This window comes from Rhodococcus aerolatus (assembly GCF_054783215.1).
The window spans coordinates 143,074-155,434 of the sequence record NZ_BAAGQZ010000013.1 but is presented as its reverse complement, the minus strand read 5'-3'; the positions used below and the strand labels follow the sequence as shown (position 1 = coordinate 155,434).

Below are 12,361 nucleotides of genomic sequence, written 5' to 3'. Positions count from 1 at the left end.
CAGCGGCACGATCAACGGAGGAACCCCCCGGTGAAGCTCTCCCGCCCGACCAGTGCCGCCGCCGGCATCCTGGCCGCCAGCGCCCTCCTGCTCTCCGCCTGCGGCAGCGACAACAACGCCGCGTCGACCACCGCCGGCGGCTCGGCCGCCCCCGCCGTGAGCTGCGAGGGCAAGGACACCCTGGCCGCGGAGGGCTCCAGCGCGCAGCAGAACGCGATGGCCAACTTCGTCGCCGCCTACCAGGGCGCCTGCCCGGGCAAGAACCTCTCCTACAACGCCAGCGGCTCCGGCACCGGGCGCAAGCAGTTCGTCGCCGGGCAGGTCGACTTCGCCGGCTCCGACTCCGCCATCAAGGGCGACGAGGCCACCGCGGCCAAGGCCCGCTGCCAGGGCGGCGACGCCTGGAACATCCCCATGGTCGTCGGCCCCATCGCGCTGGCCTACAACCTCCCGGGCGTCTCCGGCCTCACGCTCAACGCGGACGTCACCGCGGCCCTCTTCAACGGCGGCATCACCACCTGGAACGACCCGAAGATCGCCGCGCTGAACCCGGGCGTCGACCTCCCCAGCACCCCCGTCGCCCCGCAGTTCCGCTCCGACTCCTCGGGCACGACGGACAACTTCCAGACCTACCTGTCCACCGCCGCCCCCACCGTGTGGACCCAGGGCGCGGGCTCGGACTTCAAGGGCGGGGCGGGCCAGGGCTCCAAGGGCTCCTCGGGCGTGGCGCAGGCCGTCGGCGCGACGCAGGGCTCCATCGCCTACGTGGAGAAGTCGTTCGCCGACCAGGGCAAGCTCTCCGTCGCCAAGGTCGACAACGGCGGCGGCGCGACCGAGCTGAGCACCGCCGCGGTGCAGAAGACGCTGGACGCGGCGAAGTTCAAGGACGACTCGAACAACCTGGTCATCGACCTCACCTCGGTGTTCGGCTCGACCGAGGCCGGCGCCTACCCGATCGTGCTGGCGACCTACGAGATCGTCTGCTCCACCGGCTACGACGCCCCCACCTCGGGCGCGGTCAAGACGTTCCTCACGGTCGCGGCCAACCAGGGCCAGAGCGGGCTCGAGGAGCAGGGCTACGTGCCGCTGCCCTCGGCCTTCCAGGCCCGGGTGGTCAAGGCCGTCGACGCCATCGCCTGACGCGCAGCCCCAGCCTGACCGGTCCAGTCCTCCTCTAGTCTCACGAGAGCGAGCGCCATGAGCGACGCGACCACCGAGCGGGTCACCTCCCCGTCCCGGCGCCCCCACGGTGCCGGGACGGGGACGGGGGCCCCCGTCGCCCCTCCGGAGGACCCGATCACCAGCTCGCCGCAGGCCCGCAAGCCCGTGGTCCGGCCCGGGGACCGCATCTTCTCCGGCCTGGCCACCGGGTCCGGGGCCTTCATCACCCTGCTGATCGTCGCCATCGCGGCGTTCCTGGTGCTGCGGGCCGTCCCCGCGCTGCAGCGCGACCAGGTCAACTTCCTCACCAGCCGGGAGTTCGACACCAGCACGCTCGACGCGCTGCGCTTCGGGGTGCTCGACCTGTTCGGCGTCACCGTCCTGGTGTCGCTGTTCGCGCTGGTGCTGGCCATGCCCGTCGCCCTGGGCATCGCCATCTTCCTCACCTCGTACGCGCCGCGGGCGGTGGCGAAGCCGCTGGCCTACGTCATCGACCTGCTGGCCGCGGTCCCCTCCATCGTCTACGGGCTGTGGGGCCTGCTCGTGGTGGCGGAGTACCTGGACCCGGTCGGGACCTGGATCTCCTCGCACCTGGGGTTCATCCCGATCTTCTCCCGGGAGAGCGGCTCGGGCGTGGGCGGGACGATCTTCCTCGGCGGCATCGTGCTCGCGGTGATGATCCTGCCGATCATCACCGCCGTCACCCGCGAGGTGTTCGTCCAGACCCCGACCGCGCAGGTCGAGGCCGCGCTGGCCCTCGGGGCGACCCGGTGGGAGGTGGTGCGCACCTGCGTGCTGCCGTTCGGCAAGTCCGGGTTCGTCTCCGGCACCATGCTCGGCCTGGGCCGGGCCCTCGGCGAGACGATCGCGCTCTACATCATCCTGCGGACCACCACCAACGCCTTCGGGTGGTCGCTGTTCGAGGGCGGCGCGACGTTCGCGAGCAAGATCGCCCTGGGGTCCGGCGAGTTCAACAACAACATCGTGGCCGGCGCCTACATCGCCGCCGGGCTGGTGCTGTTCATCCTCACCTTCGCCATCAACTCCCTCGCCCGCGCCGCGGTCGCCGGGAAGAAGGAGCGCTGATGACCGCGACGCTGGACCGGCCCGCCAAGTCGGTCACCTTCACCCCGCCGAGCACCCGGCGCAAGCTCACCAACGCCGTCGCCACCGTGCTGGTGACCCTGGCGGTGCTCATCGCGCTGGTGCCGCTGGTGTGGGTGCTCTACACGGTGGTCTCCCGCGGCCTGCCCGCGGTCACCAGCCCCACCTGGTTCACCAACTCGCTGTCGGGCCTGCTGCCCAACTCCCCGGGCGGCGGTGCCTACCACGCCATCCTCGGGACCCTGCTCCAGGCGGCGGTGACCGCGGTGTTCTCCATCCCGCTGGGCATCTTCGTGGGCATCTACCTGGTGGAGTACGCCAAGGGCTCGCGGCTGGGCCGGCTGACGACGTTCATGGTCGACATCCTGACCGGCATCCCGTCCATCGTGGCCGGGCTGTTCATCTACGCGCTGTGGATCACCACGCTGGGCTTCGACCGCTCCGCGTTCGCGGTCTCCCTGGCCCTGGTGCTGCTGATGGTCCCGGTGATCGTGCGCACCACCGAGGAGATGCTGCGGATCGTCCCGCAGGACCTGCGCGAGGCCTCCTACGCGCTCGGCGTGCCGCAGTGGAAGACGATCGCCCGGGTGGTCGTGCCGACCGCGCTCTCGGGGATCATCACCGGCATCATGCTGGCGCTGGCGCGCATCATGGGGGAGACCGCCCCGCTGCTGATCCTGGTGGGCTACGCGCCCTTCATCAACACCGACATCTTCTCCGGCGCCATGGGCTCGCTGCCCGGCCTCATGGTCAACCAGCTGGGCAACCCCACCGACGCCGGCACCAACCGGATCTGGGGCGCCGCCCTGACCCTCATCCTCATCATCGCGGTGCTCAACGTGCTGGCCAAGGTCGTCGGCCGGCTCGCCGCCCCGAAGTCCCGCTGACCCCGCGCGTGACCCCCCGACCCGACCGAGCTGGGAGCTCCTAGTGGCCAAGCGCCTCGACCTCAAGGACGTCAACATCTACTACGGCAAGTTCCACGCCGTGTCCGACGTCGTCCTCGCCGTGCCCCCGCGCAGCGTCACCGCCTTCATCGGCCCGTCGGGCTGCGGCAAGTCGACGGTGCTGCGCTCGCTGAACCGGATGCACGAGGTCACCCCCGGGGCGCGCCTCGAGGGCTCGGTGATGCTCGACGGCGAGGACATCTACGCCCCGGGCGTCGACCCGGTCTCGGTCCGCCAGACCATCGGCATGGTCTTCCAGCGCCCCAACCCGTTCCCGACGATGTCGATCAAGGACAACGTCGTCGCCGGCCTCAAGCTCTCCGGGGTGCGCAGCAAGGCCCGGCTCGACGAGGTCGCGGAGCGCTCGCTGCGCGGGGCCAACCTGTGGGAGGAGGTCAAGGACCGGCTCGACAAGCCGGGCGGCGGCCTCTCCGGCGGGCAGCAGCAGCGGCTCTGCATCGCCCGCGCCACCGCGGTGGAGCCCGACGTGCTGCTCATGGACGAGCCGTGCTCCGCGCTGGACCCCATCTCCACGCTCGCGATCGAGGACCTGATCAACGAGCTGAAGAAGGACTTCACCATCGTCATCGTCACCCACAACATGCAGCAGGCCGCCCGGGTCAGCGACCAGACCGCGTTCTTCAACCTCGAGGCCACCGGCAGGCCGGGCAAGCTCGTCGAGGTCAACGACACCACCACGATGTTCTCCAACCCCACCGAGAAGGCCACCGAGGACTACATCTCGGGCCGCTTCGGCTGAGCCGGGCACCCACCACGACGACCGCGGGCCCGCACCCTCCGGGGTGCGGGCCCGCGGCCGTGCGGGGGTCGGTCAGCTGGTGGCGCTGGAGGGGGTGGTGGAGGTGCTCGAGGGGGCGGTGCTCGAGCCGACGGCGGGGGTGCTGGGCTCGGGCATCTGGCCGGTGACGAGGAAGATGACCCGGCGGGCGACCTGCACGGCGTGGTCGGCGAAGCGCTCGTAGAACCGGCCCAGCAGGGTGACGTCGACCGCGGCGGCCACCCCGTGCGGCCACTCCCGGTCCATCATCAGCGAGAACAGGTGGCGGTGGAGGTCGTCCATCGCGTCGTCCTCGTCCTCCAGCCGGGCCGCCTGCTCCGGGTCCCGGGTCAGCAGCACCGAGCGGGCGGAGGCGGCCAGGGCGACGGCGACCTTGCCCATCTCGGTGAAGTAGGGGCGGACGTCCTCGGGCAGCACGTGGTCGGGGTGTCGGCGCCGCGCGATCTTGGCGACGTGCAGCGCGAGGTCCCCCATGCGCTCGATGTCGGAGACGATGTGCAGCCCGGAGACGACCGTGCGCAGGTCACCCGCGACGGGGGCCTGCAGGGCGAGGAGGGCGAAGGCCTTCTCCTCGCACTCGGCGCGGAGCTCGTCGATCCGCTCGTCCTCCTCTATCACCTGCTCGGCCAGCGGGAGGTCGGCCTGCAGCAGGGACTGGGTGGCCAGCTGCATGGCGATCTCGGCCAGCCCGCACATGGAGGCGAGCTCGCCGGCGAGGTCGCTGAGCTGTTCGGAGTAGGCGGCGCGCATGGGGCGACGATACGGCCCCGGCCGCAACGGCCGCCGAGCACGCGGTGAACGAGGGGTGAACGCGCGGGCGCTCAGCCGCAGGTGGTGTCGCCGCCGTTGACCACGCGCAGGTCCGGCGGCAGCGGCGCGGCGGGGGCGGGGGTGGCGGCCGCCGTGGCCAGCGGCTGCCCCGCGGCGGTGGGGGCGACGACCGTGCCGGCGAACCCGGTGCCGACGACGAGCTCGACCCGGTCGCCCAGGCCGTCGACGAGCCGGGTCTGCGTGCCCGGCACGGTCGAGGCCAGGGTGGCGGCGGCCGCCTCCTGCCCGGCGGAGTACTGCACGAACGTGTCGGGGCTCTCGCTGCCGTAGTTGTCGGCCACCTGCGGCTCGCCGAAGCCGACGGCGGTGAGCTGGGCCGCGGTCTGGGTGGCCAGGCCCGCCGTCTGGGTCGCGTTGAGCACGCCGTAGGTGACGGTGGCGGGGGCGAGCGCCAGCACGGGCGGCGTGGTGGGCGCCGGCGTGGTGGTCGTGGGGGCCGTCGTGGGGGCCGGCTCCTCGCCGGGCAGCGGCCGGTCGTCGATGACGGCGCGGAAGATGGCCGCGATCTCGGGGCGGTTCTGGATCTCGTTGCCGTCGTAGCTGGTGCCGGTGGTGGGGACGGTGATGAACGTGACCCGCCCGGCGTCGAGGCCCTGCAGCGACTGGCCCAGGGTGAGCAGCGACTGCAGGTCGGTGTTGTCGTTGAACGTGGCGGCGGTGAACTCGCGGACGAAGCCGGTGAGCTTGCCGGGGTCGAAGAGGACCTTGTTCGACAGCGCGGTGCGCAGCAGCGACGCGAGGAACCGCTGCTGGCGGGTGATGCGGCCGTAGTCGCCGGTGCCCTCGGCCTCGACCTTGCGGGCGCGCACGTAGTTCAGCGCGGTCGTGCCGTTGATGAGCTGGGTGCCCGGGTCGGCGAGGATCGTGCCCAGCTCGTCGTCGACCAGCGGGGTCTCGGTGCACACGGTGACGCCGCCGACCTCGTCGACCATCTTCTGGAAGCCCGAGAAGTCGATGCCGACGAAGTGGTTGATGGCCAGGCCGGAGATCTGCTGGATCGTCTTGACCAGGCAGCGCGGCCCGCCGACGGAGTAGGCGGCGTTGAGCTTGGAGTCGGTCTCGCCGGGCTCGGTCTCGGCGGTGTAGGTGGCGGTGTCGTTGTCCCAGCGCGCGCAGTCGGGCCGGTCGACCTGCAGGTCGCGCGGGAACGAGATGACGACGACGCGGGTCCGGTCGGCGGGGACGTGGGCCAGCATGACGGTGTCCGAGCGCGCCCCGCCGGCGTCGGCGGTGGTGCCCGCCCCGATCTCGCCGTTGGTGCCGGCGCGGGTGTCCGAGCCGACGAGCAGGTAGTTCTCGTCCCCGGTCTGCGCGACCGGGTCCACCACCGCCGCCGAGCCCTGGTCGAGGGCGCCGACCTGGCGCAGCTGGGAGTCCAGGTAGGCGTTGATGCCCCACACCGCGCCGGTGGTGAGGAACACGACCGCGGCCAGCAGGGTGACGGCGACCTTGCCCACGCGCCGCGAGCGCTGCTCCTTGTGGGCCTTCTTGGCCTGCAGCCGGGTCGTGGCCGTGACCAGCGAGGGGACCGTGCGCCCGGACAGGGCGGGCAGCCGGCTGCTGGGCCGCGGCGGGACGGCAGGGGTGGCGGTGGGGGCAGTGGCGGGCACCGGCGCGGCGGGGGCGTCGCGGCGCACGCGGGCCGGGCGGGTGGGCTCCGGCGGTCCGGGCTCGCCGCCCAGGACGGGCAGCGGCTCGTCGGGCACGCGGGGTAGCCGGGTGGTGGGGGCGCCGACGGCGGGGACGCCGGCCGGGCCGGCGCCCGGGGCTGCGGCGGGCTCGGCTGCGGCGGGGGGCCGGGGTGCGGCGGGCGGCTGGGGTGCGGCCGGCGGCTCGGGTGCGGCGAGCGGCTCGGGGGCGGCGCGGCGGCGGCCGCTACCGCCGCGGTGGCCGAGGCGGCGCAGCAGGTCGGCCACGCTGACCTGCTCGGGGCCGGTCGTCGCGGGACCGTCCTGCGGGGCGGGGTCGGGCTCCGGGGCGGGAGGACGGATGCCCCACGGCCGGTCCCAGGGCGGGCGGTCGCCCGAGGAGGGTCGGCGGTCGTCCGGCACCGTCACACCCTCCCGCGGCCTGGCGGCCTGGTTCGTCGTCCGTCTCGTCGGTCCTGCTCGTGGGTCCTGCTCGTGCTCGTGGTCCTGTCGTGGTCCGGCCCACCGCGGCGCCGCACGTCACCCCCGGTGACCACGGCCCGCCCCATGGTAGGAGGTCGGGCGTGAGCGGGCGGTCAGCCGCCCGAGACGTCGAGCTCGGCCCCGGCGGGGACCGTCTCGTCGTCGGGGTCGTCCAGCCACCCGTCGGGCAGCGCGACCTTGCCCGCCGAGCCCTGGCGGCCCCGCGGGCCCTCGGCGGCCGCGGGGAACGGGGCGGCGTGGTCGAGCCGGCCCAGCAGCTCGTCGAGCTCGGCCCGGGTGGCCACCATGGCCAGGCCGCGGCGCAGCTCGGAGCCGACCGGGAAGCCGCGCAGGTACCAGGCGACGTGCTTGCGCAGGTCCCGCAGGCCCTTGTCCTCGCCGTGGTGCTCGACGAGCAGGTCGGCGTGGCGGCCCATCACCGCGGCGACCCCGCCCAGGTCCGGCGGGGTGGGCAGGGGGCGGCCCGCGACGGCGGCGGAGAGCTCGGCGAACAGCCACGGCCGGCCCAGGCAGCCGCGCCCGACGACGACCCCGTCGCAGCCGGTCTCGGCCATCATCCGGACGGCGTCGGGGGCCTCGAAGACGTCGCCGTTGCCGAGCACGGGCACCCCGGTGGACCCGAGGTGGTCCTTGAGCGCGGCGATGGTGGACCAGTCGGCCGTGCCGGAGTACCGCTGCGCGGCGGTGCGGGCGTGCAGCGCGACCGCGGCCACGCCCTCCTCGACGGCGATGCGTCCGGCGTCGAGGTAGGTGTGGTGGTCGTCGTCGATCCCGATGCGGAACTTGACCGTCACCGGCACGCCCGCGGGGGCCGCGGCACGCACCGCGGCCCGCACGACGTGGCGGAACAGCGTCCGCTTGTAGGGCAGCGCCGCACCCCCGCCCTTGCGGGTGACCTTGGGCACCGGGCAGCCGAAGTTCAGGTCGACGTGGTCAGCGAGGTCCTCGTCCACCACCATCCGCACCGCGTCCCCGGTCGTGGCCGGGTCGACCGTGTAGAGCTGCAGCGAGCGCGGCGTCTCCGTCGGCGCGAACGTCGTCATGTGCAGCGTGTCGGGGTGGCGCTCGACCAGGGCCCGCGCGGTGACCATCTCGCAGACGTAGAGGCCGTCCGCGCTGCCGGTCACGGCCTCCTCCTGCTCGCGGCACAGGGTGCGGAACGCGACGTTGGTGACCCCGGCCATGGGGGCGAGCACCACCGGGCTGCGCAGCGCGAGCGGCCCGACGCGCAGGGCGGGCTCGGCCAGGGTCGCAGTCACGGCTCACAGGGTACGTGTGTGATTTCTGCACCCAGGAGGCGAGGAATCGTCCACGGTCGGCCGTGGTTGTGGCTGATTGAACATTGAACTACCGTCGTCGTACCGAGGAGAGGGGCCCGAAGTGCCTGCTGTGACCGTCCGGGACACCACCGTGCTCGACCGCGTCGCCGAGCCCGCGCTGACCGAGCTCGACCGGCCCGTGGTCAGCGTCACCACCGCGCCGCGCGGCTTCGAGGGGGAGGGCTTCCCCGTCCGCCGCGCGTTCGCGGGCGTCGACCTGCGGCTGCTCGACCCCTTCATCCACCTCGACCAGATGGGGGAGGTGGAGTACGCCCCGGGCGAGCCCAAGGGCACCTCGTGGCACCCGCACCGCGGCTTCGAGACCGTGACCTACATGATCGACGGGATCATGGACCACGCCGACGACCACGGCGGCGGCGGCTCGATCACCGACGGCGCGACGCAGTGGATGACCGCCGGCGGCGGCGTGCTGCACAAGGAGGCCCCGCCCGAGCACCTCGTCGCCTCCGGCGGGCTGTTCCACGGCCTGCAGCTGTGGGTCAACCTGCCCCGCGCGCAGAAGCTCATCGCGCCGCGCTACCAGGACCTCGGCGCGGGCGACTCCGCCCTGCTGACCTCAGCCGACGGCGGCGCCCTGGTCCGCGTCATCGCCGGCGACGTCCGCACCACGACGGGGACCGCCTCGGGGCCGGGCTCGACGACCACCCCGATGGCGATGCTGCACGCGACCCTGGCGCCCGGGGCCGAGCTGGCGCTGCCCTGGCGCGCCGACTTCAACGCGCTGGTCTACGTGCTCTCCGGTGACGGCCGCGTGGGTCCTGCGGGCCAGCCCGTCGGCACCGGGCAGCTGGCCGTGCTGGGCGCGGGCGGGGCGCTGCGGATCAGCGCCGACGCCGTGCAGGACGCCCGGCACGGCGCGCTCGACGTCGTGGTGCTCGGCGGGACGCCGCTGCGCGAGCCGATCGCCTGGGCCGGGCCGTTCGTAATGAACACCGAGGCCGAGGTGCACCAGGCGTTCGCCGACTTCCGCGCCGGCCGCCTCGGGCAGGTCCCTGCGCACGCCCACCCGGGCCTGCACGGCTCCGCCTAGTCCGGACCCGCCGTTGGAGTGCCGGTGGTCGTCATCTGGGTGAGATGACGGCCGATGGCACTCCAACGGCCCGGTGGGGGACGGGTCAGGGCCGCAGCAGGACCTTGATGGCCGTGCGCTCGTCCATCGCGGTGTAGGCCTCCGCGACCTGCTCGAGGTCCATCGTGGCGTCGAAGACCCGGCCCGGGTCGACCGTGCCGTCGAGCACGTCGGGCAGGAGCTCCTCGATGTAGGCCCGCGCGGGCGCGATCCCGCCGCCGACGGTGATGTTCGACCCGAACAGCTGGGTGATCGGCAGCTCGCTGCCGCCCGCAGGCACCCCGACGTAGCCCACGCGCCCGCCCGGACGGGTGGCGGCCAGCGCCTGCTGCATGGACTGCTCGGTGCCCACGCACTCGAGCACGCAGTCCGCGCCGACCCCGCCGAGCAGCTCGGTGATCTCCGCCGCGCCCTCGTCCCCGCGGGTGGCGACGACGTCGGTGGCGCCGAACTCGCGGGCCACGGCCTGGCGGGACTCGTGCCGCGACATGGCGATCACCCGCTCCGCCCCCAGCCGCCGCGCGGCGAGCACGCCGGACAGCCCGACGGCCCCGTCGCCGACCACGACCACGGTGCGACCCGCCCGCACCCCGGCCGAGACCGCGGCGTGGTGGCCGGTGGCGAACACGTCGGACAGGGTCAGCAGCCCGGGCACCTGCGCGTCGTCGGGGGTGCCGGGGGTGCGGACCAGGGTGCCGTCGGCCAGCGGGACGCGGACGTGGGTGCCCTGCCCGCCGTCGGCCAGCACCCCGCTCTCGTCCGGCGCGCCCCACGCCCCACCGTGCGCGCACGAGGTGTGGATGCCGTTGCGGCAGTGCACGCAGGTGCCGTCGGAGATGACGAACGGGGCGATGACGAAGTCGCCCACCGACAGGGTGGAGACGTCGCCGCCGAGCTCCTCGACGACGCCGACGAACTCGTGGCCGATGCGCTTGGGCTCGGGGGTCTCCCGGACACCGCGGTAGGGCCACAGGTCGGAGCCGCAGACGCAGCTGGCCACCACGCGCACCAGCGCGTCGGTGGGGGCGTGGATCTCGGGGTCGGGGACGTCGGCGACGCGGACGTCACCGGGGCCGTGGATCAGGGTTGCTCGCATGCCCGTCAGTCTTCTCCGCCCGGCTGACCCGCGCCCGTCGCGGTGCGACCTCAGCCGGCGGGCAGCGCCGAGACGCGGCGCACCAGCGCACCCGCCAGCAGCCGGACCACCCCGGCGAATGCGAGCTGCGTGCCGGGCACCAGTGGGCGCACCCGCACCGTCCAGGCGATGGCGGTGCCGGCGCCGTCGGGGGTGAGCACCACCTCGCCGGCGTAGCGCCGCGCCGGCACCCCGCCGACGGCCTCGTAGCCGAGCCGGTGGCCGGGCTCGAAGACGGTGACGCGCTCCCGGATCGGCGGCCAGCCCAGGTGCAGGGCCCGCACCGCGCCGACCCCGTCCCGCTCGGGCGAGCCCTCCCGCTCGAGCTCGGCGCGGCGCAGCGGCAGCCAGCCCGCCATGCCCTCGTGGTCGGCCAGGACGTCCCACACCTGCTCCCGCGACGCCGCCACGCGGTGGCGCACCGTGTAGCTGCTGCTCACGTCAGCCGACGTACACGCCGCGGGCGGCGAGCCAGGGCTGCGGGTCGACCTTGATGCCGGCCGGGTTGATGACCTCGAAGTGCAGGTGCGGCCCGGTGGAGTCGCCCCGGTTGCCGATGGTGGCGATCTGCTGGCCGACGGTGACCCGCTGGCCGACCGAGACCAGGTTGCGGTCGTTGTGGCCGTAGACGGTGATGGTGCCGTCGTCGTGGCGGATGCGGACCCACAGGCCGAACCCGTCGGCCGGGCCGGCGTTGATGACCGTGCCCGCCTGGGCCGCCCGGATGGGGGTGCCGATCGCGTTGGCGATGTCGATGCCGTAGTGGAAGCTGCCCCAGCGCGAGCCGAAGCCCGAGGTGAACGTGCCCTGGGCGGGCGCGACCGTGGTGGCGCTGGTCGACGGGAACGGCGTGGGGTCCGGCGTGACCGGGGCCGGGTTGACGACCGGGCTGGAGCCCCCGCCCGACGGGGCCTGCGGGGCGGCGACCTGGCCGCTGCCGATCGCGTCGAGCAGCTGCGAGCGCAGCAGCGCGTCCTGCGGGCCGAGGGCGGAGATGCAGGTGGCCAGGTCGTAGCGGGCGGCGGCGTCGTCGAACGAGCCGGAGACCATGTCGGAGATGGCGCCGTCGACCACGCCGAAGACGCAGCGCGCCACCACGAGCTGCTGGTCGGACACGACGCCGACGGCGTTGAGCCCGTCGAACGCCGACCGGGTGATGGCCAGGGCGCCGCGCTGCAGGTCGGCGAGCGCACCGCGCACCGGGTCGTCCCCGCCCATGCCGTCGAAGCGCTGGTCCACCGTGGACAGGCCGTAGACGAGGTTGTCGACGTCGCGGCCCGCCCCGCCGGTGACCACGGGGGTGGGCGTGGTGGCCGTCGCGGCCGGCGCCGGGGGCACCGTCGCGGGTGTAGACCCGGACGTGCGGCCGGCGCTCGACGGGGAGGCGGGAGCGGACGGGGAGCCCGCGGTGGACCCGGTCGCAGCCCCGGACGCCGTGGGCAGGCTCGGCACCGCGCCACCGGCGAGGCCCGCCGAGGTGCTCGTCGCCCGGGGGACACCGCCGGTGACGACGCCCGACCCGGTGGCCGCGACGGCGGCGGCGCGGGCGGCGGCCTCGGCCTCGGCGGGGGTGGGCGGGCGCGTCGCGCTGCCCTGCCCGGCCGCGTCGGGACCGCTGGGGACGGGCGGGGCCGCGAGGGCCGAGCCGCCGCCGAGGACGAGGGCGAGGGCGGTCACCGCGCCCACGGAGGCGAAGCGCGCACGGCCCACCCCCCGGGAGCGGGCAGCACGGGATCGGGCGCGGTCGGGCTGGGGCACAGGCGTGTCCTCACAGGTCGAGGCGGCTACCACCGACGTCGGGTCCGGCGGAACAGGGAGTCGTCACGGTGCGATGTCAAGGCGA

11 protein-coding genes are annotated in these 12,361 nt (G+C 74.3%); 5 read left to right on the top strand and 6 right to left on the bottom strand.

Annotated features, from left to right (window positions below):
* The first annotated feature begins 30 nt into the window (after positions 1-30).
* Genes pstS through pstB form a run of 4 tightly spaced genes read left to right on the top strand, consistent with a single transcriptional unit; the run spans position 31 to position 3,972 of the window.
* Positions 31-1,140: a phosphate ABC transporter substrate-binding protein PstS gene (gene pstS, locus ACYVOF_RS06690; protein ID WP_460864940.1), complete on the top strand. Its 1,110-nt coding sequence runs from the start codon at positions 31-33 to the stop codon at positions 1,138-1,140.
* A gap of 57 nt (positions 1,141-1,197) precedes the next feature.
* Entirely contained in the window at positions 1,198-2,247 is a 1,050-nt protein-coding gene (pstC, locus tag ACYVOF_RS06685; RefSeq protein WP_460864938.1) for a phosphate ABC transporter permease subunit PstC, read from the top strand.
* Positions 2,247-3,152: a phosphate ABC transporter permease PstA gene (gene pstA / locus ACYVOF_RS06680; protein ID WP_460864936.1), complete on the top strand. Its 906-nt coding sequence runs from the start codon at positions 2,247-2,249 to the stop codon at positions 3,150-3,152. The genes pstC and pstA overlap by 1 nt, the downstream gene beginning before the upstream one ends.
* A 43-nt stretch (positions 3,153-3,195) precedes the next feature.
* Positions 3,196-3,972, top strand: coding sequence for a phosphate ABC transporter ATP-binding protein PstB (gene pstB, locus ACYVOF_RS06675; protein WP_460864934.1), 777 nt, complete (start codon positions 3,196-3,198; stop codon positions 3,970-3,972).
* A gap of 72 nt (positions 3,973-4,044) precedes the next feature.
* Here pstB and phoU read toward each other — a convergent pair whose 3' ends face one another.
* From phoU to dusB, 3 genes are all read right to left on the bottom strand, one after another.
* Positions 4,045-4,761 (bottom strand): phosphate signaling complex protein PhoU, encoded by a 717-nt coding sequence (phoU, locus tag ACYVOF_RS06670; protein WP_460864932.1) that lies wholly within the window; start codon positions 4,759-4,761, stop codon positions 4,045-4,047.
* A 71-nt stretch (positions 4,762-4,832) separates the two neighbouring features.
* Entirely contained in the window at positions 4,833-6,893 is a 2,061-nt protein-coding gene (locus tag ACYVOF_RS06665) for an LCP family protein (protein ID WP_460864930.1), read from the bottom strand.
* Positions 6,894-7,066: 173 nt separating this feature from the next.
* Positions 7,067-8,206 (bottom strand): tRNA dihydrouridine synthase DusB, encoded by a 1,140-nt coding sequence (dusB, locus tag ACYVOF_RS06660; protein WP_460865019.1) that lies wholly within the window; start codon positions 8,204-8,206, stop codon positions 7,067-7,069.
* 148 nt (positions 8,207-8,354) lie between these two features.
* Here dusB and ACYVOF_RS06655 point away from each other — a divergent pair, with 148 nt between their 5' ends.
* The gene (locus tag ACYVOF_RS06655; protein WP_460864928.1) at positions 8,355-9,344 is read left to right on the top strand and encodes a pirin family protein; all 990 of its coding nucleotides are present in this window, start codon (positions 8,355-8,357) and stop codon (positions 9,342-9,344) included.
* Positions 9,345-9,429: 85 nt separating this feature from the next.
* Here ACYVOF_RS06655 and ACYVOF_RS06650 read toward each other — a convergent pair whose 3' ends face one another.
* The 3 genes from ACYVOF_RS06650 to ACYVOF_RS06640 are packed head-to-tail and all read right to left on the bottom strand — an operon-like array spanning position 9,430 to position 12,195.
* On the bottom strand, positions 9,430-10,479 hold the full coding sequence (locus ACYVOF_RS06650; protein WP_460864926.1) for a zinc-dependent alcohol dehydrogenase family protein: 1,050 nt from the start codon (positions 10,477-10,479) through the stop codon (positions 9,430-9,432).
* Between the two features lie 50 nt (positions 10,480-10,529).
* Positions 10,530-10,958 (bottom strand): SRPBCC family protein, encoded by a 429-nt coding sequence (locus tag ACYVOF_RS06645; protein ID WP_460864925.1) that lies wholly within the window; start codon positions 10,956-10,958, stop codon positions 10,530-10,532.
* Between the two features lies 1 nt (position 10,959).
* Positions 10,960-12,195 (bottom strand): M23 family metallopeptidase, encoded by a 1,236-nt coding sequence (locus ACYVOF_RS06640; RefSeq protein WP_460864923.1) that lies wholly within the window; start codon positions 12,193-12,195, stop codon positions 10,960-10,962.
* Positions 12,196-12,361 lie beyond the last annotated feature (166 nt).